The following is a 26,324-nucleotide window of genomic DNA, read 5'->3' on the forward strand; positions in this document are numbered from 1 at the left end:
TAGTGTAAGCCGCCACGCTTTTTCACCTGTTTCAAATTAAGCCAGGAATAGCCACAATCCCGCCCGCAGCTCGACAAATAAAGCGTCGAAGCCGGCAGACCGTTTGACATGCTTTGCATTTTCGCGTGTGTACAATCTATCCTATATCGCAAGCCGATGAAGGGAGAGGTACGTTATGCGTAGAAAACGGAAAGCGCAATTATTCGTTTATGTGCTGTGTGTTGCCTTGCTCGCCACTTTAGGAATGCAAATGAACAATCCAGATAGCAGTTCAATCGGTGTTCAATCTCCGCAAGCTTCATATTTAACGATTTTTAACAATGAACTGTTATCGCCGCCTAACCCGCAAGATTTGCTCGATCTCCAAGCTTTTGCCGCCCCCGAGTCTGAAAAATCCCCGTCCGTGCATATAGCCTCCTATTCCGCCGCCGATTTACCCGAAAATACGGATCAATTCGATTCAGATGACAGCGCAGCCGCCGCAATATCAACCACGGGGCAGCCGGAAACGGAAGCAACGCCTGATGATCCGGCCATTCCTGTATATGAAGTAACCGCCCATTATTTAAACATCCGTTCTGACTCCAATGCAGATTCGGAAATTATAAATGTTGTAAAGCAGGGCACGCTGCTGGAAGTATCCGAAGCTATCGGCAACGGCTGGATAGCGCTTCGGAATGGAGGCTATGTGCATGGAAAATACATAAAGCTGGTCGACCAACAAGCTGCATCTGAAGAGTCGCCATCGTCTGCGCAACGGGCACAAGAAGAGCAAGTGACGCCTAACGATACGTTACCGGAGAACAACGTCGAACCGGTTCCGGCTGAAGATACAACGGATCCCGAAAAACCGACCTCTATCGTTGAAAAGGACTCCGGGCTGACAGAAGCGCATATCGCGACTATTCTTGACAATACGGCGCTGTCCGGACATGGGCTGGAGAAAGCAATTCTTGAGGTCGAGGACGAGTACGGCATCAACGCGTTCTTTACAATTGCCGTCATGAAACTGGAGAGCGGCAACGGAAAAAGCAAGCTTGCGAAAAATAAAAACAATCTGTTTGGCCTCAACGCTACCGGCAGCAATGCGCATAAGGCGGCGTTCAGCTTCAAGACCAAAGGGGACAGCGTGTTAAAGTTCGGTCAGCTTATTTCTAAAAACTATATCAACAAAGGCTATACGACTGTCGAGAAAATATCGAGCAAGTATTGCCCTGCAAATCCGAAGTGGGCGTCACTCGTTCTAAAAATTATGAAGAGCGACTATAAAAAGCTATAAACGCAGCGCTTCTTGGTTCGAATCTAGCGCAGGGGACAATAGACCCGAGCGCTTCACCTCGCCGTAGAAAGTTTCGAACTGCTCGAAATCCAGCTGCTGCGCGCTGTCGGAAAGAGCGGCAGCCGGGTTCGGATGCACTTCGACCATTACGCCGTCTGCGCCTGCGGCCAATGCCGCTTTGGCGCAAGGCGCCATAATTTCTTTCCTGCCCGTCGAATGAGTGACATCGACCAGAACGGGAAGATGCGTCTCCAGCTTAAGCAATGGCACGGCGGAAATATCAAGCGTATTGCGCGTTGCGCGCTCATAAGTGCGAATACCGCGTTCAATCAGCATGACCTGTGTATTGCCGCCGTATACTATATATTCTGCGGCATGCAGAAATTCATCGAGCGTGGCCGAGAGGCCGCGCTTTAGCAATATCGGGGTGCGAAGCCGTCCCGCAGCCTTCAACAGCTCAAAATTGTGCATGTTGCGCGCTCCGATTTGAATGACGTCGATGTAGTCGCCGGCCAGCTCCAGATGCGCTGGATCGACGATTTCGCTAATTGTAATCAACCCGAATTCGTCAGCAACTTCCTTGAGCAGCTTCAGTCCTTCGATTCCAAGTCCCTGGAAGTCGTACGGAGACGTTCTTGGCTTGAAGGCTCCGCCGCGCAATACGGATACACCGTTTTTCTTCAGCAGAGCGGCAACCGAACGAAGCTGCTCGTAGCTTTCTACAGAACAGGGACCGGCAATCATCGCCGGCTGTTTGCCGCCAATTACCGTATGTCCTAGTTTAATTTCTGTATTTTCTGAATGTTTCGCACGGCTGACAAGCAGATGATTGTAGCTCATGTTTTTCGCTCCTTTAGTTTGATTGTTTACATCGTTTTGAACGCAAAAAAGGCTTCTCTCCGCAAGGGACGAGAAGCCGTGGTACCACCCTAATTAGATCGGTTAGCCTTGAGCTCAAAGGCGGACGCGATCTCACTTGATTTCCTTTAACGCAGGAATTACGGGGAGCTCTACCTCTTGCTTCATGAAGCAAGAATTCAAGTTCCGGCTCGGGAGTGAACTTCGGCAAGGTTAATCCGCTAGGCGGCTCTCAATCGGTGGCGCGCCTTCCCTGTCAGCGTTTCCGCTCGCTTACTCTCTCTGTCATTGCCTGTCAATGCTATTCGAATAACAATCGATTAAAGAGCATTTTATACCCTTTTTCCAACAACTGCAAGTTGTTTGTTTAAAGCGATTTTGCTTTAATGGATTAAATCGGGCGAATGCGGAAGCAGCTGCTCAGCAAAATATGGGCATTGACAAGAGTTTACTTCGCATGTAACATTTGAACTGTTGATTTCATAATGACTATTGGTATTCATTCGTATAACCCCGCAACAAACGGCATTAAGGGCGGGGGTTCTACAGGGAGCCTTTACTTCCTAACTGCGAAGAAACAGAAATTTAGCCTGCTGATAGGCTGACATTCTGTTTCGAGGCGGTTAGGATTTTTTGCGTTTTGGCTCTTATGATTCGGAAGGGACAGGAGGATGCGGACAGAGATGAAATATTGGATATCCGTCCTGATAGGGGCGATGAGTTACGGCATTCTATCCACGATTGTCGTACATGCATACGATTACGGTTTTACATTAGGCGAGGTAGTAGGCAGCCAATTGTTAGTCGGATTTTTGCTCGCTTGGCTGCTGGTCGCTGGATTAAGCTTCTTCGGGAAGCGAAAAAGGAATAAATCGAGCGAAAGGAAACAAGAGGCGAGCTGGAAGCAGCGTTTGCTGCTGATGCTCGCAGGAACGCCGTCCGCCATTACCGGACTGCTGTATTACCATTCGCTTACCTATATTCCGGCGTCTCTTGCGATTATTATGTTATTTCAGTTCAGCTGGATCGGAGTCGCCATTCAAGCGGCAATCGAGAAACGGATGCCAGGCAAATCGATGCTGTTTGCGCTTGCCGTACTCTTGATTGGGACCGTACTTGCCGCAGGCATAAACCATTCAGGCGAGTCGAAATTCCATCCATACGGTATTGGGCTCGGTTTGCTGTCAGCCGTCAGCTATTCGCTGATGATACTGCTCAGCGGGAAGGCGGCGCCGCGCGTGCATCCCGCAAAACGCAGCGCATGGATGAGTACCGGCGCGCTGTTGCTCGTATTTGTACTGTTCCCGCCGTATTTTTTAATAAACGGCCAGCTGTGGGAAGGACTGCTGCTGTTTGGAGCAATGCTTGGCCTGTTCGGCGCATTCCTGCCGCCGCTGCTGTATGCGGCAGGCATTCCGCATATCGGAGAAGGGATGGCAAGCATAGTCGGGGCTGCGGAGCTGCCGGTCGCCGTGCTGCTGTCGACATTCGTGCTGCATGAAGAGGTGGCGGCTTTACAGTGGTGCGGCGTATTGCTGGTGCTGCTCGGCATTGCGCTGCCTGAGCTCGCCAAACGTTATCGTTCTTTAACGCGGCAGAAGCAGTCGTTCGATCTGTAAAATCGTATGGGCGCATCAATGAAAGGTTGATGCGCCCATTATTATCCATTACAATGAGAATTATTGTTGATAATTATTTTCATTTGGATCGAGGGAAAACGATGAGCCTTACGGCTATACATACGATTGCGGAAGATTATAATCTCGTTACAGAACGGCCTGAGAACGCTGTACACTCGGCTTCGGCGGATTCGCTGCTTGAACCGGAAGCGATGAGGATATTCATCGGTCATTATGAGACTGCGGCAAAAGCTGTCGATCTCGAAGGCGCAGCTGGCTTTTTTGCCTATACGGTCGTCAATTTTATGCTTGCCCAGCAGCAGCTGATCTCCGCGCACAATTCTGCTTTACAATTGCGGCCAGCTCAGCTGACCTTTCATCTCGTTCCAACCGAGAAAAGCGTAGCTGTCAAGTTCGGCTTGCACGGTTCGGTTTTGGAAGACGCCCCGGCGGATGAGGATACGCGGTCAGCTTGGCTGATGAACGTTTACAATCGATTTTACGGAGAACTGATTCGTCCGTTGTTCGAAAGCTTGGCGACGGCGACCGGCATATCAATCGTTCATCTTTGGCAGCACCTGGCTACCAAATTCAATTATGTCCCGCTGCGGGCTGACGGACTTGACGGCGCATTGAAGCAGCGAATGATTGACGACTATGAACAATTGAAATATAAAGTGGACCCTGCGATTTTCGGCCGGTCGAAAAACCCGATCGACGCCAAATTGCGTTACGTGGAATCGATGGCAGACTCGGATAAACAAGTGCTAATGAAAAACGGCTGCTGCTATTATTACAAGATGGAAGCCTCGGAAGGAAGCTATTGCTTTACTTGTCCTAGAATTTCCGATAAGGAGCGGGAACAGCGCAGAGAAAGCTGCCGTTCCGGTCAAACCAGCCAATAAATTTGGCAAAACACCCTCAAACATCGTATAGTTAATATAGTAAAGTTGTTTAGCTTATTTTTAGAAGGGTCTGAAAGGAGCATTACGCTACAATGAGCGATTTAGCTAACTATGGTTTGACTTTAACCGCGAATGCTGTTCACGGCAAACAATTCGAGAAAAAGATGCGCGGCTACAACCCGGACGAGGTGGATGATTTTCTCGACGAAGTGATTAAGGACTATGCGAGAATGCAGGATTTGATCAACAAATTTGAAGCCGATTTGGCTGCCATCCATATAGAGTTGCTGAAAAATCCGGAATCATACGATCAATTTATGATCAAACGCAGAATCGAAGATTTGGAAATGAAAGTGTTTGGAGAGAAAAGAGAGCTGCTGCGTCCGCGCGTATAGGTTTGGAAAAATTACGAGGTGTCCTTCCGTCATTAGAGATGATGATCGGAGGACACCTCTGTTTTTTTGTTAGCTGATGTTCCCGGAGTTCTGCTGTTCGTCCGCGTATCGTGATCTTCGGCATGAAGCTCGCCTGTCCAACATATAGATAACGGCAGGACATGTTTGTATGGAATAAAGGGGGGAGAGCGGTTGACGCTGTTGAACCAAACCCGCAAAGATTCGGATGTATGGCCGGTCGATCCGGGACCGTTGAGCGATAAAATGATCGATTTTTCGATCCAAGGGATGAGCTGCACCGCATGCGCGGCGAGAATCGAGAAGGCAGTCGGCAAAATGCCCGGCGTAAAGCAAGTAGCCGTCAGCTTTCCAGCAAGAACGGCATGGATCCAATATGTGCCCGAGCTCGTTCAGCCATCGCAGATCGCCGATAAAATCAAGCACGTCGGTTTCGTTCCTTCCGTTCCCGAGCAGGCGCAGGAAGGGCTGGACAAGGAACGGCGAACGCTGCTGCTGCGGTTGATCGTCTCGGCTTCGCTTACGCTCCCGCTGCTGGCCGCCATGATTCAGCATCTGTCGTGGCTTTCCGCCATTTCGATACCGCCAATTTTGTTAAATGGCTGGCTGCAGCTTGGATTGGCTTCGATCATTCAATTTGGTATCGGCATGCCGTTCTACTTCGGCGCTTACCAAGCGATTCGTTCCCGCTCAGCCAATATGGACGTGCTTGTAGCGGTCGGCACGTCAGCCGCTTATTTATACAGCCATTATATCGTGATGACAGCCGGTCGATCGGGGCTTTCAGCGCATGAGCTGCCGCTCTATTTCGAAACGTCAGCGGTCGTCATTACGGCTGTTCTGCTAGGAAAATACATCGAGGCGAGCGCTACAGCGAGGGCGCAGAGCAGCTCGACCGGCTTCGGCAAGCTGCAAAATTCGACTGTAACAGTTGAACGAGCAGGCGAGAACTTGCAGATCAAAACGGAATTTGTACGGCCGGGAGATTATGCGCTCGTAGGTCCCGGCGAGACGATACCCGTCGATGGCGTCATCGCAGACGGCGAAACCGAAATCGACGAGTCGCTGCTGACCGGCGAAACGTTGCCAATGTCTAAAAAAATAGGCGATCGCGTATTTGCTGGCACGGCGAACGGCAACGGTCATCTCCGCATCCGAACGGAGGCAGCAGGCCATGCCACGATGCTGAGCCGCATCAGCGAGCTGGTACGGCAGGCGCAGCGATCCAAGTCAGACATTCAACGGCTGGTGGACAAAGTGTCCGGGTGGTTTGTGCCCGCGATGCTTTTGATTGCTGCCGCGACGTTTATGGCCTGGTTTGTTCTTATCCAACCCGGTGATGGGGAGCAGGCCTTTCGCAACGGTGTCGCCGTTGTGCTTGTTGCATGCCCGTGCGCCCTTGGGCTTGCCACTCCGATCTCGCTTGTTATAGCCTCCGGACGGCTGTCCAAGCGGGGAATTGTCGTGAAGGAAGCGAGCGCGCTGGAGCGGCTGGCGCAAATCGATACGATTATGCTCGACAAAACAGGGACGTTGACGGAAGGCAAGCCGAGGATCAGCAAGCTGCTTGCGGCGGGCGGCAATCGGAATGCGATGCTGCGAATTGCAGCTGCTGTAGAAGCACAGTCTTCGCACCCGCTTGCCAAAGCGATCGTAGCCGAGGCGGAGCGCCTCGGAATCGTATGGCCCCAAGCGGAGCATATGGTCTATACGAGCGGCAAAGGCGTTGATGCGATAGTTGAAGAACGGCCCGCAGGCGTCGGCAACGCCGCATGGATAAGACAACAGCTGCGCCAGCCGTTGCCGGCTTTTGCGGCGGCGTTCGCCGAAGAGCGCGAGCGAGCAGGCGAAACCGTTCTTTATGTGCTGAACGATGGCAATGTGGCCGGCGCGCTTTCTTTTACAGATGCGATCAAGCCTTACTCGAAGCAGGCAATTGCCCGCTTGAACGAGGAACATATCGCGGTGCTGCTCGCGACTGGCGACCATCAGTCTCCTGCGCTTGACGCGGCAAAGCAAGCAGGAATCGGCCAAGTGTACGCTTCATTGCTGCCCGAAGACAAGCTGGAGCTGGTGAAGAAGCTGAAAGCGAAGGGGCGGAGGGTTGCAATGGCGGGAGACGGCTGGAATGACGCGCCTGCTCTAGCGGCTGCCGATGTCGGCATCGCAATGGGCGACGGAACGGAAGCGGCTTTAAACGCCGGCCACCTGACGCTGCTTCAGCCGCGAATGACGGCAATACCGGAGGCAGTGATGATCAGCAGATTGACGGTGCGCAACGTTCGCCAGAACTTGACGTTCGCTTTCATCTACAACGCGTTGATTATTCCGGCAGCGGCTTGCGGCTTGCTTGAACCGTGGATGGCGGGTACGGCTATGGCGATGAGCTCTGTTTCGGTTGTCGGAAATGCGATCAGGCTAAACGGCATTCTTAGAAAAACAGCGTTTGAACCGTATAGACAAACAGGAAAGACCGATGGTATAGTAACTAGGATGTAAATTTCATAAAAATGTAACAGGGTGCTTGAACCTTATGTTTAGCGGCATTTGAGTCAAGCTTAATAGGGAAGTCCGGTGAAATTCCGGCACGGACCCGCCACTGTAAGAAGCGCCTGCCGGCTCGGTTAAGCCTGGTTAGGAGCGCCTCGGCATTATGTCACTGGGATAAGTATACGCCTGGGAAGACGCCGAACGCGCAGCTTCAAGTCAGGAGACCTGCCCGTTATAGTTAACGCTGTCGCCTACGTGGAATTAGGGTGGTGTTGGGAAAGCATGCCTGTCTATTGCGCATAGACGACGGGACATTACAGCATTTCCGGCACATTGGCCGGAGATGCTTTTTTTATGGAATCAGAATCAACAAATGGATTGGGGAGCGTGCACTAGAAATGAGAATGGCAATGAATTGGAAAATGAAAATGATCGCAGCCGCAGTGCTGACGGCTATGCTGCTGATGATAGCGGCATGCGGCGGCAACGGCGCAGGCAATGAGCCGAGCGCAGCGCCAAGCAATGCGGCAAGCAGTCCGGAAGCGAGCGCAACGGTTGCGCCGGAGATTGATGATGCCGCAACGGCTGCGACGGTTTATCCTTTGACGATCAAAGACGATATGGGAACGGAATTGACGTTCGAGAAAGCGCCGGCGAAAGTGGTTACGCTCGTGCCAAGCGAGACGGAAGTTATTTATGCGATCGGCGGAGCCGATTTGGTTGCCGGCGTCGATACGTTCAGCAACTACCCGGCAGAAGCCGCGGCGAAGCCAAAGGTTGGCGATATGACTACAAACATTGAGGCTGTTGCCGCATTGAGCCCGGATTTGGTTCTGGCATCTTCGACGATGAATACCGATGCGATTACGAAGCTGCGAGAGCTCAACATTGCCGTGTTTGCTTCAGACCCGTTGACATACGACGCAACGATTGCAAAAATTGAAAACATCGGACGCATCATCGACCATAACAAAGAAGCTTCCGAAGTAGCGGCTCATATGCGCGAAGTGAAGCAGCAGGTTGCAGATGCGGTGAAGGACGCGCCGAAAAAATCAGTTTATCTGGAGTTCTCGCCAGGCTGGACGGTAGGCTCCGGCACATTCCTGGATGAGCTGTTGACCATTGCGGGCGGCACGAATGTCGCTTCGGCGCAGCCAGGCTGGTATGAGGTAAGCGCGGAAGAAATCGTCAAGCAAAATCCGCAAGTCATTATTTATCCCGATATGGGCGAAAGCAACCCTATCACTGCAGCAATTGCGGATAGACCGGGCTGGAATGCGATTGATGCCGTAAAAAACAAACAGCAATTCGCTGTAACGAATGATCCGCTTGTACGCGTTGGTCCAAGACTGGCGGACGGTCTGCTTGAGTTGGCAAAAGCGATTCATCCGGATCTGTTTAAATAAGCGATGAAGCGCAAAATGACTATTTATGGAGGAGCAGCTATGCTCCTTCTTGCTGTTTCTATCCTATTTAGTCTCTCAATCGGCTCGGCGGGTATATCCGTTCGCGATGTATGGGGAATTATGCTCCATCAGCTTCCGTGGAATGATGGGGGGACGGCGCAATGGAGCGAGGGGGACATCGCCATCGTTACCCAAGTAAGGCTTTCGCGCGTTCTGCTTGCCGTTCTGACAGGAGCATGTCTGGCGTTGGCGGGCGCCGGCTTCCAAGGCGTGTTGCGCAACCCGCTGGCTGATCCCTACACGCTTGGCGTCGCTTCCGGAAGCTCGGTTGGCGCAGCATTTTTAATTTTATTCGGCTTTCAAGCGGTTATCGGCATGTGGACGATTCCAATTGTCGCTTTCGCAACCGGCTCGGTCACGCTGCTTGGCGTGCTGTGGCTCGCGCGCGGCCGCATGGGCATGCAGCTCGAGACGCTAATTTTATCGGGCGTCATTGTCCAATCTTTCTTCGGAGCGTTCGTCTCCTTTATGGTGTCGATGTCGGACAGCGTCGTCAATCAGATCCTGTTTTGGCTGATGGGCTCGCTCGCCATGAAGTCGTGGATTCATGTTTATGTGCTCATTCCGTTTTTGCTTATCGGTCTGCCGATTCTCATTTTGCATGCGAATCCGCTTAACCTGTTCTCGCTCGGCGAGCGTCACGCGTCACACTTGGGCATCCGCGTCGAGCGCACTAAGCTGATCGTTCTAATCGGCTCTACGCTGCTGACGGCCGCAGCCGTTTCAGTAGCGGGAGTAGTCGGCTTTGTCGGTCTCGTCATCCCGCATTTGCTTCGCTTGATGATCGGGCCGGATTATCGGCTGCTTATTCCATTATCGGCGTTCGGCGGCGGCATTTTTCTGTTGTGGGCGGATACGCTTGCGCGTATGGCGCTCTCGCCAAAGGAAATACCGCTTGGCGTCGTAACCGCGTTGATCGGCGCGCCTTTTTTTGCCTTTTTGCTGCATAGGCGGAAGAATGGAGGGGAGGAAAACGGATGATCGAAGCGAAAGCTCTATCGAAGAAGCTTCCTAACGGCAAGCCTGTCATCAAACATTTATCATTTGCATTTCAGGAAGGACGCTTCTATGGTATTATCGGGCCTAACGGCGCAGGCAAATCGACTTTGCTTCAGCTGCTTTCAGGAGCTGCGCATCCGTCGGAGGGCATCGTTCTGTTCGAAGGCCAGAACATCGCGAAATACCCGGCCAAGCAATTGGCCCGCAGGCTGGCTATGCTGCAGCAAGGAGGGCTTCCTCCGGTAGCTTTTACCGTGCGCGAAACGGTCGGAATGGGACGCTTTCCTTACCAGAATTGGTTTGGCGATGAAACTCGCGATCCATCCGAATTGATTGATAGCGCGCTTGCCGCAATGGGGCTCGCAGAGCTTGCGAATCGCCCGCTGGATCGTCTGAGCGGCGGCGAGCGGCAGCGCGCTGCGCTTGCAAAGGTGATGGTGCAGGAGGCGGATATGCTTTTGCTGGACGAACCGACGACCTTTTTGGATATCGGTTATCAGGTGCAGCTGCTGGACACGGTAAGGTCCTGGCAACGGCAGCAAGGCATGACGGTTATTGCGGTGCTTCACGATTTGAATTTGGCGGCGCTGTATTGCGACGAGCTGCTGGTGCTTCACGATGGCGTTATTGCGGATGCAGGCGCGCCGGAGAAGGTGCTGAACGAGCAGCTAATTCGTCGGGTGTATGGAGCGAATACGTCGATTGTTTATCATCCGGTTACGGGCATGCCGCAATTTTTGCTGCAGCCAAGCGTAAATGTGTAATTTTTGGAGAAGGAGCTGTAAGGACAAATGAAAACGGATATACACGCTATGATCGAGAATAAAATCAAGCAAATTCGCAAGTTCGATGAAACAGCCAGCGCCCGCGCGCAGCGGCATTCCGACAATTTGACAAAGCCTCCGGGAAGCTTAGGCAAGCTGGAGTCGATTGCTGCGCAGCTGGCGGGAATCCATGGCGATTTGTGGCCGCAACTGGACAAAAGGGCGGTAGTCGTCATGGCGGCTGACCATGGCGTTTGCGACGAGGGAGTGAGCGCGTTCCCTCAGGAAGTGACGGCGCAAATGGTACTTAATTTTTTGAGCGGCGGCGCTGCCGTTAACGTGCTGGCTGCACAAGCCGGCGCGGATGTGTTCTGCGTAGATATCGGCGTGAAAACGGATGTCGACCATCCGGACGTATGCTCGCGCAAAGTGGTGTACGGTACGGCCAATATGGTCAAAGGCGCTGCGATGAGCCTCGACCAAACGAAGCAGGCAATAGCGGCCGGCATTGCTGTTGCCGAGGAGCTTGTTGGCAAAGGATATCGGCTGTTCGCGACTGGCGAAATGGGAATCGGCAATACGACGGCGAGCGCTGCTATTGCTTCCGTTCTATTGGGACTGCCGCCAGAGCAAACGGTCGGGCGCGGCACAGGCATCGATGACAGCGGTTGGCTTCGTAAGGTGGAAATTGTGAAGCGAGCGATTGAGGTCAACGCACCGGCGGCGGATCAGCCTGTCGAGACGTTGGCCAAGGTGGGCGGCGCGGAAATCGCCGGCCTCGCAGGCGTTATTATCGGCGCTGCCGCTAATGGCTGTCCTGTTGTCGTCGACGGATACATATCTTCAGTGGCCGCTCTCGTAGCGGCGAAAATTTCAGATCGGGTTAAGCCCTATCTGTTTGGTTCCCATCTTTCTCAAGAACAGGGACATAAGCGAGTGCTTGAAGCATTAGAGCTTGAGCCGATGGTGCAGCTCGATATGCGGCTTGGAGAAGGAACCGGCGCCGTGCTTTGCTTCCATTTTCTCGATGCCGCGCTCAAATTGATGCAGGAAATGGCGACGTTCGAAAGCGCAGGCATATCGAAGGAGTAGGTGAACGGTTTGGCTCTATTGGTAACAGGGGGCGCGCGCAGCGGGAAGAGCAGCTTTGCCGAGCAGCTCGCTTCCCGGCTTGGCGAGCGAGGAATCTACATCGCCACAAGCCAAATATGGGATGATGAAATGCGGCAACGAATCGCGAGGCATAAGCAAGATCGCGATTCGGTGGCATTCGAGTGGCGAACGATCGAGGAGCCGCTGCGGCTTGCGGAGCAGTTGAACGAGCTTTCCAGGCAGTTGGCAGACGAGGGTCGAGACGTCAGGCCGCCGGTCGTGCTCGTTGATTGTTTAACGCTATGGCTAACCAATTGGCTGATGCATTCGGAACTTGCAGATGAGGAAGATGCGCAGCTGCCGCTTGAGCAGCAACGGCTCGCTGAGGAAGCAGAGAAGCTTGCCGATGCCATATCGGGCTATCCGCATCCGCTTGTTCTCGTCACGAATGAAGTCGGTGACGGCATCGTTCCGGAATATCCGCTCGGAAGAGTTTTCCGGGACGAGCAAGGAAGATTGAATCAGCGCATCGCAGCCGTTTGCGAGCGCGTTTTTTTAGTGACGGCGGGAATTCCGATTGAGCTTAAATCACGGGCATTCCAGTGGGACGAGCTATGATTTTTTATTCATTAGACGAGATATTGCTTATCGTTGCGGCGGCGATCGCCCTGGATTGGATTATCGGCGATCCGAAGTGGCCGACGCATCCTGTCATCTGGATAGGCCGGCTGATACGCTTTCTGGAGCGAAAGCTGAGAGGCGAGGATGAGCCGGGAAATGCCGGCGCTTCACGCGTCCGAGCGGCTGGAATCGTATTGACTGTTGTGACGCTGACCATTTCGTTTGCATCCATGTATCTCCTTGTTGCGCTCGCTCAATTTGTTCACCCGTGGGCCGGCTACGCAGTCAGCGCGTGGTACATATCGACGACAATTGCGGTCAAGGGGCTGAAAGAAGCGGCGATGCTTGTTTATCAACCGCTCGCTCTGGGACGGCTGGCTGAGGCGCGGAAATATGTCGGTTATATTGTCGGACGAGATACCGACAAGCTAAACGAGCCGGAAGCGGTCCGCGCGACTGTTGAGACAGTTGCGGAAAATACGGTAGACGCGTTCGTGTCGCCGATTGTGATGGCGCTTATTGGCGGAGCGCCGCTTGCTATGATGTATCGGGCGGCGAATACGCTCGATTCGATGGTCGGTTATCGCAATGAGCGCTATATCCATTTCGGCTGGTGCTCGGCGCGGACCGATGATGTGTTGAATTATGCGCCCGCGAGATTAACCGGCGTGCTGCTGACGGTGTCGTCGCTGTTTCAGCGCGGCTTGTCCGCGGCACGAGCCTTACGTGCGGTCCGTCGTTTTGCGAAGCTGCATCCAAGCCCCAACAGCGGCATCCCGGAATCGGCTGTAGCGGGAGCGCTCGGCATTGAGCTGGGCGGGCTAAATTACTATTTCGGCCGTCCAAGCGAACGCGCGCGTATGGGATGGCCGGTCCGGGCGCTGGAACCGGCTGATATATTGCGTACGATTCGATTGCTGTATACGGCAAGCATCCTGATGATGGTTGGAGTGTTAAGCGTATGGTTTTTCGTTCATTGAAGCTGCATGGGCAAGCGCTCGTTGCAGCCTTGCAATTTCTGACTCGCTTGCCGATCCCGTTGCAGGTGCCGTTCGAGCCTGCAGCTCTTGCGCGAAGCGTAATCTATTTCCCTGCGGCTGGGACCGTTGTGGGCGTTGCGGTTGCTTCGGCATGCGGATTGCTCGATTTATTTATGCCGTCGTTGCCGGCAGCCGTTATTATTGTCGCAATTTGGGCGGCGATGAGCGGAGGACTGCATCTGGACGGCTGGATGGATACGGCAGACGGCGTGCTAAGCCATCGCTCGCGTGAGCGGATGCTGGAAATTATGAAAGACAGCCGTGTTGGGGCAATGGGGGTAATTGCGGCCGTATTGCTGCTATTGTTCAAATTTGCCGTGATAGCCGAGCTGTTTCAGCATAGGGACGGCATGTCGGCAACTGCACTGTCTGCGCTCGCTGCGATACCGTTATGGAGCCGCTGGTGGATGTCCGTCGCGATTGTCGGCTGGCCGAGCGCGAGACAGGGAGAAGGCGTTGGCGCTCTCTTTCAGAAGGCCGGCATAAGGCAGGCGATTGCCGGTTTTGCGCTGACCATCGCGCTAACTTGCATTTCTTTATGGACATTTGGCATGCCGATAGGTCATTCCGCTCTTTGGAGCGCCGGAGCGGCAAGTTTGACGGCGTTAATCGGATCGGTTATGGCGGCGTGGCTTTGCCGCAAGCTGGGCGGTTTAACAGGAGATACTTACGGCGCGCTTAATGAAATGATCGAAGCGTCGCTGCTGCTCGCGCTGCTGCTTGCTTTGAATTAACAATTTGAGGTGATCGATCGATGCTGGAACGTTACGGACATGGAGGCGATTTACGCACGGCAGAGGAAAGCTTCGGCTTGCCTGCTGAGCAATTTGTCGACTTTAGCTCCAATATGAATCCTTTTGGTCCGCCGGATTCGGTTAAAGCTGTGCTGTATCGGTATGCGGACGAAATAGGACGATATCCGGACCCTGCCGTCAGAGAGCTCCGGGCAAAGCTCGCAAACGCGCACGGCATTGACGAGCAGTCTATATTGATCGGCAACGGAGCCGCCGAACTGATCGACCTTGTCGTGAGGGGGCTGAAGCCGGAGATTGCCGGCTTGGCATTTCCTTGCTTCTCGGAATATAGCGACGCTATCCGCAAGACAGGCGCGGGAATAGCGGAAATCATGCTTCCCGAGAGCGAAGGCTTCGTGTTGAATCTGGAGACGATCGCATCGTCGGAATCCGCGTCTGCGGCCGATTTTTTTATTTTTGGCTCTCCGAACAATCCGACGGGAAAACTGGTCGAGCCTGAGGTTATACGTTCGCTGCTCGAACGCGGCGCGACGGTCGTTGTCGATGAAGCGTTTATGGATTTTGTCCCGGACGAGGAACGCTATTCGTTCATTCGCGAAGCGTCTTGCAATAAACGGCTGTTTGTCATTCGGTCGATGACAAAGTTTTATGCGGTTCCAGGCATTCGTCTCGGATATATGGCAGGCGACCCTGAACAAATTGCCAAGCTGCGACGGCTGCAAGTGCCATGGAGCGTAAATTCATTGGCCCAGCAAATCGGTGAAGCGGTACTGGAAGAAAGAGAATTTGCATTGAAGACGTTACAGTGGCTAGCAGAGGAAAGACCTTGGCTGGCCGACCGGCTGAAACGTTTAGGCTTTAAGGTATACGACAGCGATGCAAACTATTTGCTTGCGCGACTGCCGGATGGGCTGGACTTGACGTCGTCCTCATTGCAGCAGAACATGGGCAAGCGCGGCATCCTCATTCGCGACGGCGCGCATTTTAACGGTCTGGATGAGAAATATTGCCGATTTGCGGTCAAAACCCGCAGTCTGAATGAGCGGTTATTACGGGCGCTTGAACAAGAGCTTCATTCGCGCTGACAACGCTGTCAGCGATAGATAGTACGGTGATGGAGGAGGATTTCGGGTGGTTCAGCCCTTTCGAAGTCGAACGGCGTATCATTCCGAGCTATGGAAGGGCGTCAAAATTGAGCTTGCAGACGGCGAACGAATCGTCGTCAGTTGTCCGGCGCCGCTTCGTACATTGAGCAGCGCGGTCCATCTCGGGGGATTTGCCGCAGCGAACCATATCGTAAACTGGAAAGTTCCGCTTTCCTACAAGGGTGCAGACCCGGGAGCTGACGCGGAAGTGCAATTGGCGAAGTGGGGCCTGAACGCCGTTGAAACCGTCTGCCTGTTAACGGCAGCAAAGCTGACACATGCGTCTGTTGCTGAAGAAGACGGAGATTGCTTCAAGCTGGTTTGCTGCACGACATCCGGAACGAGCAACGGCGCTCGCGCAGGCATGTCTCGCAAGTCATTTTCCGCTTATGCGCCTGGAACGATAAATACAGTATTGTTAATCGACGGGCATATGTCCGATTCAGCAATGGTAAACGCCGTCATTCAAGCTTCGGAAGCGAAGGCGGCTGCTTTGCAAGACCTAGGCATCGCCGATGCGGAAAACGGCAGTATTGCAACAGGGACGACGACGGATGCGATTGTTGTCGGCGTTAGCGGTCGCGGCTATAACGGCGCTGTGCACGCCTACGCGGGAGCCGCAACGACAATCGGCAACGCAATCGGGCGGCTTGTCTATGAAACGGTATATGAAGCTAGTCGAACGCAATTGGAGCAATAAAAATTCGAGAGTTGAAATATTCTGACATTTTTGCTATAAATAATTATAGCTTATTCGGTATTTGTGACTGGCGAACGTGGATAACCACGAGGGAGCAAATATTTCATATGCCGTACGCCTGGGCGAAGCATTTGGTTATTATGAACCAAATGCTTTTTATTTTGGGATAGGGAGATGAGGAGTATGAGTCAAGCTAGAAATGTGGCGATTCTCGTATTTAATGGTATCGATTCTATGGATTTTTGCGGTCCGTTAGAAGTGCTTTCGATTGGCGGACATTTGGGCAAAGATTTAAATGTCTACACGGTAGGCGAGAATGATCAAAGTATTTTGACAGCCAACAATCTCAGCCTCAATCCGACCTATCATTTTGATAACTGCCCGAAGACCGATCTATTGGTCGTGCCCGGCGGCATCGGATCGAGAACCGAAATGAATAATGAAGTATTGGTAGATTGGGTAAGGCGTACGGCGGCGGAATCTGAGCTTGTGCTTTCCGTATGCACAGGCGCGCTTATCGCGGCAAAAGCGGGATTATTGGAGGGGAAAAAGGCGACAACCCATCATTCTGCGATAGAACTGTTAAAACAAATCTGTCCTGCAAACGCCATCGTGCAAGAAAATGTCCGTTATGTCGATAATGAGAAAATCGTAATGTCAGCAGGCATTACTGCAGGCATTGACGCGTCGCTGCACGTAGTCTCGAGGTTGTTAGGCGAGGAGAGGGCCTTGGAAACCGCAGGTCGGATGGAATACGAGTGGAAACGATAAAAAAGCCGCAATCATCCTAGCGGATGCAGCAACCTAACATGGTTTATATCAATCGGGTGCACAACCTTGTGCTTCCGGTGCCGTAAACAGTCACATCATTGTGAGCTTGAAATGAATTATAGTAAAATGCTAAATATATGTCAACATATCTGACATAAAGTTCATAAAATCACACAGATTTCTGCCTACATTGTGTTATTAATATTGACATATGCGATTGATTTCGATATGCTCGAATCAAATCCATAAATGCGACACAATGATGTGGCGTCAAAATTCGGCAATGAAGCCCGATCCCAGCGCATGGGACGGGTTTTTTCTGTTTAATGACGTGCAATAGAGGAGGGATTCTGTTGCCAACCGTTCAAATAAGCGCAAATGAAGCTTTGATTTTAAGCGTTACTGTCGCTGAAGGAGTAGCTCAATTATGCAGTAATATAGCTACTCCTGCCGAAACGGAATCGGTCGATCTCGAAGAAGCGAACGGCCGATATTTAGCGGAAGCTTTCTTAACACCATTCCCAATGCCCCCCTTCCGGAGATCGATGATGGATGGTTATGCGATACGATCTGAATGGACAGAGGCTGCTACGCCTAACAATCCTTTACTTATAAAAACTGCCGGAGAAAGCCGGGCTGGAATGATCGTGATGGACGATGCGGATGCGGAACCCAGAGCGTTGAGAGTGTTCACTGGCGCTCCTGTGCCGGATTTTTACGATACGGTCATTGTACAAGAAATGGTTGCGATAAGAAGCGCGAGCAAGAGCGGCAAACGAATTGCGATTGACCGCCGCGTGCCTGCCGGCAATCATATTGCTGAAGCAGGGGAAGATGTTCCGCAGCATACGTCGCTGCTTCATCCGGGAACGAAGCTTGGGGCGCGTGAAATGGCGATTCTGGCATCGTACGGAAAACCGTCGGTCGTTGTGTATAAGAAGCCGATAGCGGTTGTACTGCCGATTGGCGACGAACTTCAACCGCAAGGAACGTCGCTGCTGCCCAATCATATTTATGATTCGAACGGTGTTACAGCAGCTATGTTCGCAACTCAGCTCGGAGTGAAAGCGATTCGCCGCAAGCCTGTACAGGACGAACTCGAGGCGATTGCGTTGGAGCTTGACGCAGCTTTCGAGCAAGCGGACATCGTAATTACAACCGGCGGCGTTTCGGTCGGCGATTATGATTATGCCGAACGAGCGGCCGTGAAGAGCGGCTGGGAGCCCGTTTTTACGAAAGTGCTCATGCGTCCGGGAACGCCGACCTCGGCTTTCCGACGCGGTTCCAAGCTGTTGCTTTGCTTATCCGGTAATCCGTCGGCTTGTTATGCGGCGCTCGAGCTGCTTGCAAAACCGGTTCTGCGGAAGCTAACGGGAAGCGCGAGCTATGAGAGTGTTTGGATGGCAGGCGTTCTTGACGGATCGATCAGAAAGCCTTGTCCTTATCCGAGATATCTTCGCGCTGTTGCGCAGTTTACAGACGGACAATGGAAAATCAGTCCGTTGCCGAATGATCGTTCAGGCAACATTGCCGCTTTTTCCGTGGCTAACGCGTTAGCGGTTATTCCTGCCGGCGGCAAAGGCGCTTCAGCCGGTGAAATAGCCTCTTTTACATTATTAACCTAAATCTATCGAGCAAATCGCAAGCGGAAAGGAAGACTGCAGATGAAAAAGGAAAGGCTTGTTGTAATAGGTAACGGGATGGCCGGTGTAAAATGCGTAGAGCAAATTTACGATTTGAACCCGGACGCATTCGACATTACGATCATCGGCAGCGAGCCTCATCCGAACTACAATCGGATTCAGCTGTCAAAGGTGCTGCAGGGCGATACGAAAATCGATGAAATTATTATAAATGATTGGAAATGGTACGAGGAACGCGGCATACGGCTGTTTACTGGAGAGAAGGTAACGAAAGCCGATACCGTTAATCGACGGGTAATGGCAGAGTCGGGCTTAAAGGTGGATTACGACAAGCTTATTTTCGCAACCGGTTCTTCAGCGTTTAAGCCTAACCTGTCAGGCGTCGATAAAGAGGGTGTTACCGCGTTCCGGACGATGGCCGATTGCGAAACGATGATCCAGGCGTCGACCAAATATAAGCGTGCTGCCGTTATCGGCGGCGGCTTGCTCGGTCTGGAAGCAGCCCGCGGCTTGTTGAATCTCGGGATGGAAGTTTCAGTCATCCATAACGCAACTTATTTGATGAACAGACAGTTGGACGTTCCTGCCGCAGATTTGCTCAAGAGAGAGCTGACCGAACAGGGCATGCAATTTTTACTCGATAAAAGAACTGAAAAAATTATCGGCCGCAAACGGGCCGAAGGCTTGCTATTTACAGACGGCTCAAAGCTCGCCGCTGATCTGATCGTGCTTGCAGTCGGGATCAGTCCGAATACTGCTGCGGCTGCAGCTAGCGGCATCAAAGTAAATCGTGCTATTGTTATAAACGACTATATGGAAACGAGCGCGCCGAATGTTTTCGCCGTCGGCGAATGCGCGGAACACCGCGATATCGTATACGGCCTGGTCGCTCCTTTATATGAACAAGGCAAAGTGCTGGCGCAGCGTCTGGTCGGCGCAGCTGCCGAGCCTTATAAAGGTTCAGTGCCATACGCGCAATTAAAAGTTTCGGGCGTCGATGTGTTCTCGGTTGGCATGATCCGCGATGACGAAGCGCAAACGGCCATCCAAACGTTTAATGGCATTAATAAAACATATAAAAAAGTAACGATGAGATCGGGCAAAGTGGCCGGGGCCGTTCTTTACGGCGACAGCTCGGAAGCGATGAAGCTGCTTGAGCTCGTGAAGAAGAGCGCTTCCGTCTCGGCGCTCCAAACGGCGGCGCAGGACAACGCTTCAAGCAGCGGCTTTGATCGATGCGCCGCAATGCCGGATGACGAAACGGTGTGCGCTTGCAACGCCGTCAACAAAGCGACAATCGTAAATGCGGTTTGCGCAGGCGGATTGAAGACAGTGGACGAAGTGCGCGACAAAACGAAAGCTTCCGGCTCGTGCGGGGGCTGTAAGCCTGTCGTTGCCATGCTGATCGATTACGCGCAAAAGAGCGGCGGTTCGTCGCCGGCAGCCGAACCGCCTATATGCGGTTGTACGGAGCTGGGCCATGCAGCCGTGAAGGAAGCGATCGGGCAAATGGGAATCGCGACTGCGAAAGAAGCGATGATCAAGCTGAATTGGAGCAAACCTGAAGGCTGCGGTTTATGCCGCAGAGCGCTTCGTTATTATACGAAAGAACATGAGCCGGCTCCGCGTACTGCGGCTGTTACCGTCGGACCAAACGGCGCGGTCCGCAATCGCGGCTGGTATATGGACAATACAGTAATCGGCAATGAATTGATCGAGCAATTGGATCGGTTGGCGATGCCGCATACGGTCCGCATTTCCGTCTCGGCCGGTCCTGCTTATCCGATTGGAACGCTTGTGCATGATTTTGGCATTGCCGCTGCGCCAGCCGGTTGGGAGGTTTATGCGGGAGGCTATGCGGAGAACCCGGTGAAGCAGGGCAAGCTGATCAGCATTGAACCAACCGAGGAAGCGGCTATAGGCGTCGTCTTGAGCTGTTTGCAACGATATCGCGAAAACGCAAATTACGGAGAGCGGGTCTGGAAATGGTTGGAGCGGCACGGCTTGCAGCGCCTCCGCGAAACGGTTCTGGATTTAAATGAGAGAGACGGCTTGCTCGATCGCCTCCTTGCGGAAAGGCAAACGGAGCGGTTGAATCCGGTTCTTGTGGAAGGGATGGGGAGCTAATGACGCAGACATTGACAAAAATGATTACACAATGCCCGTTTTGCAGTGTACAGTGCAAGATGGAAGTCGAAGAAAAACGCGACGAGCTGACTGGCAAAACCGTCTATTCAGTTGAGGGCATTCCGAATGCCGCTTCTGAAGGAAGACTTTGCGTCAAAGGGAAAAACTCCTATCAGCATGCGTTAAGCCGAGAGCGGCTGACTCATCCGATGATGCGGAAAAACGGCGTGTTGACCCGCGTAAGCTGGGAGGAAGCGCTTGACTCCATCGCAACGCGCTTTCGCAGTATTCAAGCTGCGCATGGCGCGGATGCGGTTTGCCTATACGGAGGCGGCTCGCTGACGAATGAAACGGCGTATTTGCTAGGTAAATTTGCCCGTATCGGGTTAGGTACGCGTTACATTGATTATAACGGCCGGTTTTGCATGTCCGCAGCTGCATCGGCCGGCGTTAAGGCGTTCGGCATCGATCGCGGCTTGACCAATCAGCTGGCTGATATCGCATTAGCGGAAGTTATCATTTTGGCCGGCACCAATATTTCCGAGTGCCAGCCGACGATGATGCCTTATTTTACAAGAGCGAAGGAAAACGGCGCATTCATTATCGTCATTGATCCGCGCGTGACGGGGACGGCCGAGATGGCCGATCTGCATTTGCAAGTGAAACCGGGAACGGATGCCGCACTCGTAAACGGACTTATAAAAGCTGTATTTGATGAAGGACTGGTTGACCGGCGGTTCGTGGAAAACCGGACGAAAGGCTTCGAAGAGCTGAAGAGCCATATTGATAAGCTTGACCTGGATGCGATTGCCGAATTGACGGGCGTAGATAAAGAGCTTATCGTTAAGGCGGCTATGGCTTACGGCCGTGCCAAGACAGGCATGGTATTTACGGCACGCGGCGTTGAGCAGCATGCCGATGGACATATGACGGTGCGCAATTTCATAAACCTCGTTCTTGCGACCGGGAAAATCGGCAAGCCGGGCTGCGGATACGGCGCTGTCACAGGTCAAGGCAACGGGCAAGGCGGAAGGGAGCACGGCCAGAAAGCCGATCAGCTTCCGGGCTATCGTTTAATTGAAAATGAACAGGATCGCGCATATATTGCCAGCGTGTGGGGCGTAAAGCCGGAAGAGTTGCCGGGCAAAGGCGTTTCCGCATATGAAATGATGGAGGTTATCCATCGCAAGGAAATCAAATCGATGTTTGTGATGGGTTCCAACCCCATTATGTCGAACCCGAATGCCGGACTCGTCGAAGAGGGCATTAAGGGGCTTGATTACTTGGTCGTAGCCGACATGTTTATGTCTGAAACAGCGGTACTGGCAGACGTCGTGCTGCCGGTAACAGCTTATATTGAGAATACAGGCACGCTAACCAATCTGGAAGGGCGCGTTCTGCTGCGTGAAGCGGCAAGGCCAGCTCCGGGAGAGGCGCGGGATGATTGGCACATTTTGTGCGAGCTTGCAAATAGGTTGGGCCGCGGAACGTACTTCAAGTTCGAAGATTCCGAGCAAATTTTCAACGAGCTTCGCGTGGCAAGCCGCGGAGGCGTCGCTGACTATTACGGCATCACATACGATCGTCTACGCAAAGAGGAAGGCGTTTACTGGCCATGTCCTTCGACAGATCATCCGGGAGCAAAGCGGTTGTTCGAGCAAAGCTTTCCGCAGCCGGAAGGCAGGGCGCTCTTTATACCCGTCGTATCAGAGCCTGTCGCAGAGGAAGTCAGCGCGCAATATCCGCTAGTGCTGACAAACGGCCGCGTGCTGGCGCATTATTTGACTGGCGTGCAAACGCGGCGCAGCCCGATGCTCGCTGCGAAAGACATTGAGAATTTTATGGAAATCCATCCGGAAACGGCTGCTAAATATCGGATTGAAGACGATTCGCTCGTAACGATTCGTTCGCCTCGCGGCACAACGATCGTCCGCAGCAAATTCTCGAAATCGATTCGTAAAGATACCTTATTTGTGCCGATGCACTGGGGCGACGTGCAAAATGTCAATAATGTCACCAGTCCTGCACTGGATCCGGTATGCAGAATGCCCGACTTCAAGGTTAGCGCCGTTCAGATTGAACCGTTCGGTGAGGACTTCGAGGAGGAAGGCGAGTATGCAATCCGCTAAGCTGGGAATGGACGGGATCATCCTTGCGGGCGGTCGAAGCTCAAGAATGAACGGTCAGACGAAGGCGCTTTTGCCGTTTGGCGAAAGCGCAATGCTGGATCGAATCATTTCGCGGATGTCTCTCGTCTGCGACAGTTTAGTGGTTGTTGTCGCTACGGAAGAACAATACGATGCAATGTCCGGGAGAGGCGTGCGTACGCTGATAGATCGGCTTCCGCAGCAAGGGCCGCTCGCCGCGCTTCATACCGCGTTAGAGCAGACTGAGCCAGGCAAGCTTCATTGGGCAACGGCATGCGATATGCCCTTTATCTCGGAGACCGCAGCTGTCTGGATGAAGCAGAAGCTGGAGCGGAGCGGCAAGATGGCTATCGTGCCGGAAATCGGAGGCAAGCTTCACCCGCTGCATGCGATATACCGGACGGAATGCGCTGTCGCCGCTGCCGAATTTCTCGCTGAAGGTCGCCTTGGCATGATGAGCTTGCTAGATCGGATCGATTTCGATATCGTAAAAGAAAAGCCTTTTGCGGAAGCGGGTATTGATGTTCGATTTGCCTTTAATATGAATACGCCCGAACAATACGAAAAGGCGCTCCGTATGGAGGCGAGATTATGAAGGAAAAGAAACCGCCGCTAGTTTTTCAGATTGTCGGATATAAAAATTCAGGCAAAACGACGTTAATGTGCCGTTTAATCGGACATTTCACCTCGCAAGGCCTGCGAGTGGCCGTCATTAAGCATGACGGCCATGAATTTGAGGCGGATGCGCCCGGCTGTGACACAAGGAAGATGCGTGAAGCCGGCGCTGAGTGGTCGGCAATCACCTCCGCCGGTCAAACCGCGATTGTGAAAGCTGCGCCGACACCGCTGCATGAATTAATCGACGCCGCTCCGCCAGTCGACGTCATATTGGTCGAGGGCTACAAGCGGGAAGCTTATCCAAAGCTTGTATTGCTAAGGAACAGTGACGATGCTGAAATGGCGATGTCATTATCCAACGTAACGGGCATCGCGCTCTGGCCGCATGATTATGATTCGTGGGGACGGAGCCGGGAGCTCTCAGGCGGCGTAACTGCCTTCGAACTGAACGATATACCCGCGATTGCCGATCATATTGGCAATTGTGCGCGGATTATCTAAAGAGAGGCTGTCACTATCGTCATCATGGAAAATGATGATAGTGACAGCCTTTCTTGCTTTGTACGCGGTGGAGTAATCATTTGCGGGCCATCCCGCTTAGATAAGACCCTGTGGGGTTCTTATCGGTAAGGTAATCGAGAGAAGTTGGTGGAAATGCGTACGTGCGCGGATGCATTATGAGCAGATAAATGAGACTCGATTCGCGTCAGCTTACAACAGCCAACGAGCAGAGGTGAACATAAAGCAACAACACGTAAAGCTTTATGAGCCAAATAGCCGGCGCATAGACGCTTCATCTATGACAATTGGCTCTTTCGGCACTCGATCAAGATTGAAGCCTGCTGCGAGCTCACGGGCGCTGAGAGGGTTAAAAGTCGGCTGCTGTCCTGCTATATGCGCCAGCCAGCCGATAATGCGTTCAGCCGATACGCCTGCAGCTCTTAAACCTGCAATAGAAGTGTCGCCATGACGTTTCGCGAGCCGCTTGCCATCTTCGCCCATTAATAGAGGGACATGAGCAAAGCGCGGCGCAGGCAGGCCGAGCGCCTCGTAGAGCATCAATTGGCGAGGAGTAGAATCGAGCAAATCGTAGCCGCGAAGCACGTCGGTGATCTTCATGGCAGCATCATCGACGACGACGGCAAGCTGATAGCTGATGATGCCGTCAGCACGGCGAATGACGAAATCTCCTCCAGCGCCCGGCGCAAAAGCCTTGAATCCTGCTGCTCCGTCAATAAAGGCAACGGCTTGATCGTCATTGATTTGAAAACGAAGGGATGGCTCTTTGTTCGCCCTTCGCTGTTCCTGCTCCTCGGCCGTCAAGCAACGGCAGGTTCCGTTATAGACCGGACCTTCTTCTGACAATCCGTGCGGGGCGCTGGCTACGGCGAGCAGCTCGGCACGGCTGCAGAAGCACGGATATAAACGGCCGCTCTGCTGTAGCTTCCTCAAAGCCTCTTCATACATAGCGCCGCGCTCGCTTTGCGTATACGGGCCGTAAGGTCCGCCGATATCCGGACCTTCATCCCAATTCAAGCCAAGCCAGCGAAGATCGTCCAGCGCCTGCTGCGCAAGCGCTGGACGACAGCGCGGCTTATCGATATCTTCCATGCGCAGCACGAACTGGCCGCCTGCGCTTCTCGTTTGAAGCCAGGCAAGCAGCGCCGCCCATATGTTGCCTACATGCATAAGTCCCGATGGCGTCGGGGCAAATCGTCCGCGAATCACTGCTTGTTCACCTTCCTTATGATCAAACGATAGCATGTCGGATTCCGAATTCGCAACCATTTCAATAAATGTGAAGTCTAATTGAATGGGATCTCGTACTATAGAGAACGAATCAAAACATGATAAATTCATTTGTATCGGAATCAACAGATCATATCCCAAAAGGAGCGTAGATCGATTATGAACGAGACGATCGCGAAGTGGAATGAACAATTGGAGCAATGCCGGGAGCGCGCCGCTTCCTTAATGCATGTAGAGCAACGCCGCGAAACGCTGCTGACAAGATTGAACGAAGAACGGAAACGGGCGATTGAGCTGGAGGTTCAACTGGATAAAGAGCAAGCAGATGTAGATAAGCTGTTAAAGCTGTCGTGGAGCAATATGTTCCATACGATCCTGCGAAGCAAGGATGAGCAGCTGGAGATTGAGCGGCAGCAGGCGCTCTCGGTTTCGTTAAAGCTGCAGCTAACGAAGCAGGAAATCGTGACGCTGGAGCAGGAATATTATGCTTCCGGTACGCAAGTTGCGGAGCTGGTCGGCGCCGATGAGCAATATGAACAGATTAAACGCCAGAAGGAGCAATGGATTCTGAGCGTCGATGCAGATACGACTCAGCAACTCGAAACGCTGGAGGCACAAGCGACGGACGCTAGGCTGGAGAGCAAAGAGTGGTATGAAGCGGCGGCGGCTTGCCGTCAGCTCGTCTGTTCGCTGGAGGATGCGGTGAATAAGTTGGATTCAGCTGCAAACTGGGGCACTTTTGACATGCTCGGAGGAGGGCTGATCAGCAACTCGATTAAGCATTCCCATATTGATGATGCCAAATCGGCAATCAGTACAGCCCAGTGCTTGGTCAATCGGTTGAAAAAAGAGTTAAAGGATGTACGTTTGAGCTCGGATTTGAAAGTCCAAATTGGCGGGTTAGCGACATTTGCCGACTTTTTTTTCGACGGATTGATTGCAGATTGGATTGTACAAGGTAAAATAAAAGAATCAATGTCGCAGGCCTTAAGCCAGCTGCATAATGCGAGGACGTTGCTCGAGGAGCTGGATCGCGAGAAGGCGAAGGCTGAAAGCAAATATGAATCGCTCAAGCAGGAGCGTGAACGGTTGATTGAGCAGTTCGCCGGATAATCGACCGCTT

The 26,324-nt window shown here is 52.7% G+C and carries 22 protein-coding genes, 1 pseudogene and 2 riboswitches; of the genes and pseudogenes, 21 read left to right on the forward strand and 2 right to left on the reverse strand.

Annotated elements, in window-relative coordinates:
* The first annotated feature begins 175 nt into the window (after positions 1-175).
* Complete coding sequence (locus tag GOM71_RS13890) at positions 176-1,279, forward strand: glucosaminidase domain-containing protein (RefSeq protein ID WP_156282063.1); 1,104 nt, start codon at positions 176-178, stop codon at positions 1,277-1,279.
* Here the strand turns inward: GOM71_RS13890 and GOM71_RS13895 are convergent.
* Positions 1,274-2,176 (reverse strand): annotated as a pseudogene (locus GOM71_RS13895) (bifunctional 3-deoxy-7-phosphoheptulonate synthase/chorismate mutase); the annotation flags it as partial. The gene GOM71_RS13890 and the pseudogene GOM71_RS13895 overlap by 6 nt on opposite strands.
* Positions 2,177-2,820: 644 nt before the next feature.
* Between GOM71_RS13895 and GOM71_RS13900 the strand changes: the two are divergent.
* The 19 genes from GOM71_RS13900 to mobB all read left to right on the forward strand — a co-directional run bounded on the left by GOM71_RS13900 (position 2,821) and on the right by mobB (position 23,953).
* Positions 2,821-3,756, forward strand: coding sequence for an EamA family transporter (locus GOM71_RS13900; RefSeq protein ID WP_156282065.1), 936 nt, complete (start codon positions 2,821-2,823; stop codon positions 3,754-3,756).
* Positions 3,757-3,809: 53 nt separating this feature from the next.
* Positions 3,810-4,661, forward strand: coding sequence for a (2Fe-2S)-binding protein (locus tag GOM71_RS13905; RefSeq protein WP_173275613.1), 852 nt, complete (start codon positions 3,810-3,812; stop codon positions 4,659-4,661).
* A 92-nt stretch (positions 4,662-4,753) separates the two neighbouring features.
* Positions 4,754-5,056: a DivIVA domain-containing protein gene (locus GOM71_RS13910; protein ID WP_156282069.1), complete on the forward strand. Its 303-nt coding sequence runs from the start codon at positions 4,754-4,756 to the stop codon at positions 5,054-5,056.
* A gap of 192 nt (positions 5,057-5,248) precedes the next feature.
* Entirely contained in the window at positions 5,249-7,573 is a 2,325-nt protein-coding gene (locus GOM71_RS13915; protein ID WP_156282071.1) for a heavy metal translocating P-type ATPase, read from the forward strand.
* 1 nt (position 7,574) lies between these two features.
* Positions 7,575-7,811, forward strand: a riboswitch (cobalamin riboswitch).
* Between the two features lie 151 nt (positions 7,812-7,962).
* Positions 7,963-8,970, forward strand: coding sequence for an ABC transporter substrate-binding protein (locus tag GOM71_RS13920; RefSeq protein ID WP_156282073.1), 1,008 nt, complete (start codon positions 7,963-7,965; stop codon positions 8,968-8,970).
* A 3-nt stretch (positions 8,971-8,973) separates the two neighbouring features.
* Positions 8,974-10,011, forward strand: coding sequence for a FecCD family ABC transporter permease (locus GOM71_RS13925; RefSeq protein ID WP_156282075.1), 1,038 nt, complete (start codon positions 8,974-8,976; stop codon positions 10,009-10,011).
* Positions 10,008-10,793 (forward strand): ABC transporter ATP-binding protein, encoded by a 786-nt coding sequence (locus GOM71_RS13930; protein WP_156282077.1) that lies wholly within the window; start codon positions 10,008-10,010, stop codon positions 10,791-10,793. The genes GOM71_RS13925 and GOM71_RS13930 overlap by 4 nt, the downstream gene beginning before the upstream one ends.
* A gap of 27 nt (positions 10,794-10,820) precedes the next feature.
* Entirely contained in the window at positions 10,821-11,885 is a 1,065-nt protein-coding gene (gene cobT, locus GOM71_RS13935) for a nicotinate-nucleotide--dimethylbenzimidazole phosphoribosyltransferase (protein WP_253944841.1), read from the forward strand.
* 9 nt (positions 11,886-11,894) lie between these two features.
* Entirely contained in the window at positions 11,895-12,503 is a 609-nt protein-coding gene (gene cobU, locus GOM71_RS13940) for a bifunctional adenosylcobinamide kinase/adenosylcobinamide-phosphate guanylyltransferase (protein ID WP_156282079.1), read from the forward strand.
* Positions 12,500-13,486, forward strand: coding sequence for an adenosylcobinamide-phosphate synthase CbiB (cbiB, locus tag GOM71_RS13945; protein ID WP_156282081.1), 987 nt, complete (start codon positions 12,500-12,502; stop codon positions 13,484-13,486). Before cobU ends, cbiB begins: the two co-directional genes overlap by 4 nt.
* A complete protein-coding gene (cobS, locus tag GOM71_RS13950) occupies positions 13,468-14,280 on the forward strand; it encodes an adenosylcobinamide-GDP ribazoletransferase (protein ID WP_156282083.1) in 813 nt (270 codons plus the stop codon). The genes cbiB and cobS overlap by 19 nt, the downstream gene beginning before the upstream one ends.
* A gap of 20 nt (positions 14,281-14,300) precedes the next feature.
* Entirely contained in the window at positions 14,301-15,386 is a 1,086-nt protein-coding gene (gene cobD / locus GOM71_RS13955) for a threonine-phosphate decarboxylase CobD (RefSeq protein ID WP_156282085.1), read from the forward strand.
* 46 nt (positions 15,387-15,432) lie between these two features.
* A complete protein-coding gene (locus tag GOM71_RS13960; protein WP_367649608.1) occupies positions 15,433-16,146 on the forward strand; it encodes an adenosylcobinamide amidohydrolase in 714 nt (237 codons plus the stop codon).
* A 53-nt stretch (positions 16,147-16,199) separates the two neighbouring features.
* Positions 16,200-16,277: riboswitch (ZMP/ZTP riboswitch) on the forward strand.
* 52 nt (positions 16,278-16,329) lie between these two features.
* Entirely contained in the window at positions 16,330-16,917 is a 588-nt protein-coding gene (locus GOM71_RS13965; protein ID WP_156282087.1) for a DJ-1/PfpI family protein, read from the forward strand.
* A 353-nt stretch (positions 16,918-17,270) separates the two neighbouring features.
* Positions 17,271-18,542, forward strand: a complete 1,272-nt coding sequence (locus tag GOM71_RS13970; protein ID WP_173275616.1) for a molybdopterin molybdotransferase MoeA — start codon at positions 17,271-17,273, stop codon at positions 18,540-18,542.
* 39 nt (positions 18,543-18,581) lie between these two features.
* Entirely contained in the window at positions 18,582-20,687 is a 2,106-nt protein-coding gene (gene nirB, locus GOM71_RS13975) for a nitrite reductase large subunit NirB (protein WP_156282091.1), read from the forward strand.
* Positions 20,687-22,816 (forward strand): assimilatory nitrate reductase catalytic subunit NasC, encoded by a 2,130-nt coding sequence (nasC, locus tag GOM71_RS13980; RefSeq protein ID WP_253944842.1) that lies wholly within the window; start codon positions 20,687-20,689, stop codon positions 22,814-22,816. Before nirB ends, nasC begins: the two co-directional genes overlap by 1 nt.
* Positions 22,803-23,429 carry a molybdenum cofactor guanylyltransferase gene (locus tag GOM71_RS13985; RefSeq protein WP_173275618.1) on the forward strand — a complete coding sequence of 209 codons (627 nt, stop codon included), beginning with the start codon at positions 22,803-22,805 and terminating at the stop codon, positions 23,427-23,429. Before nasC ends, GOM71_RS13985 begins: the two co-directional genes overlap by 14 nt.
* Positions 23,426-23,953 (forward strand): molybdopterin-guanine dinucleotide biosynthesis protein B, encoded by a 528-nt coding sequence (gene mobB, locus GOM71_RS13990; RefSeq protein ID WP_156282095.1) that lies wholly within the window; start codon positions 23,426-23,428, stop codon positions 23,951-23,953. The genes GOM71_RS13985 and mobB overlap by 4 nt, the downstream gene beginning before the upstream one ends.
* A gap of 261 nt (positions 23,954-24,214) precedes the next feature.
* Here the strand turns inward: mobB and gluQRS are convergent, their stop codons facing one another.
* Positions 24,215-25,216 carry a tRNA glutamyl-Q(34) synthetase GluQRS gene (gene gluQRS / locus GOM71_RS13995; RefSeq protein ID WP_156282097.1) on the reverse strand — a complete coding sequence of 334 codons (1,002 nt, stop codon included), beginning with the start codon at positions 25,214-25,216 and terminating at the stop codon, positions 24,215-24,217.
* Positions 25,217-25,360: 144 nt separating this feature from the next.
* On the opposite strand from gluQRS, the gene GOM71_RS14000 reads away from it, so the two are divergent.
* Entirely contained in the window at positions 25,361-26,314 is a 954-nt protein-coding gene (locus GOM71_RS14000; RefSeq protein WP_156282099.1) for a hypothetical protein, read from the forward strand.
* The last annotated feature ends 10 nt before the right edge of the window (positions 26,315-26,324 follow it).

This window comes from Paenibacillus sp. NEAU-GSW1, assembly GCF_009737085.1.
In the GTDB taxonomy this organism is placed as follows: domain Bacteria; phylum Bacillota; class Bacilli; order Paenibacillales; family Paenibacillaceae; genus Pristimantibacillus.

Bases quoted from the DNA above. Each gene is read 5' to 3' on its own strand.
- GOM71_RS13890 (WP_156282063.1), top strand. From the start codon at position 176: ATGCGTAGAAAACGGAAAGCGCAATTATTCGTTTATGTGCTGTGTGTT.
- GOM71_RS13900 (WP_156282065.1), top strand. From the start codon at position 2,821: ATGAAATATTGGATATCCGTCCTGATAGGGGCGATGAGTTACGGCATT.
- GOM71_RS13905 (WP_173275613.1), top strand. From the start codon at position 3,810: ATGAGAATTATTGTTGATAATTATTTTCATTTGGATCGAGGGAAAACG.
- GOM71_RS13910 (WP_156282069.1), top strand. From the start codon at position 4,754: ATGAGCGATTTAGCTAACTATGGTTTGACTTTAACCGCGAATGCTGTT.
- GOM71_RS13920 (WP_156282073.1), top strand. From the start codon at position 7,963: ATGAGAATGGCAATGAATTGGAAAATGAAAATGATCGCAGCCGCAGTG.
- GOM71_RS13925 (WP_156282075.1), top strand. From the start codon at position 8,974: ATGAAGCGCAAAATGACTATTTATGGAGGAGCAGCTATGCTCCTTCTT.
- GOM71_RS13930 (WP_156282077.1), top strand. From the start codon at position 10,008: ATGATCGAAGCGAAAGCTCTATCGAAGAAGCTTCCTAACGGCAAGCCT.
- cobT (WP_253944841.1), top strand. From the start codon at position 10,821: ATGAAAACGGATATACACGCTATGATCGAGAATAAAATCAAGCAAATT.
- cbiB (WP_156282081.1), top strand. From the start codon at position 12,500: ATGATTTTTTATTCATTAGACGAGATATTGCTTATCGTTGCGGCGGCG.
- cobS (WP_156282083.1), top strand. From the start codon at position 13,468: ATGGTTTTTCGTTCATTGAAGCTGCATGGGCAAGCGCTCGTTGCAGCC.
- cobD (WP_156282085.1), top strand. From the start codon at position 14,301: ATGCTGGAACGTTACGGACATGGAGGCGATTTACGCACGGCAGAGGAA.
- GOM71_RS13965 (WP_156282087.1), top strand. From the start codon at position 16,330: ATGAGTCAAGCTAGAAATGTGGCGATTCTCGTATTTAATGGTATCGAT.
- nirB (WP_156282091.1), top strand. From the start codon at position 18,582: ATGAAAAAGGAAAGGCTTGTTGTAATAGGTAACGGGATGGCCGGTGTA.
- nasC (WP_253944842.1), top strand. From the start codon at position 20,687: ATGACGCAGACATTGACAAAAATGATTACACAATGCCCGTTTTGCAGT.
- GOM71_RS13985 (WP_173275618.1), top strand. From the start codon at position 22,803: ATGCAATCCGCTAAGCTGGGAATGGACGGGATCATCCTTGCGGGCGGT.
- mobB (WP_156282095.1), top strand. From the start codon at position 23,426: ATGAAGGAAAAGAAACCGCCGCTAGTTTTTCAGATTGTCGGATATAAA.
- gluQRS (WP_156282097.1), bottom strand. From the start codon at position 25,216: ATGCTATCGTTTGATCATAAGGAAGGTGAACAAGCAGTGATTCGCGGA.
- GOM71_RS14000 (WP_156282099.1), top strand. From the start codon at position 25,361: ATGAACGAGACGATCGCGAAGTGGAATGAACAATTGGAGCAATGCCGG.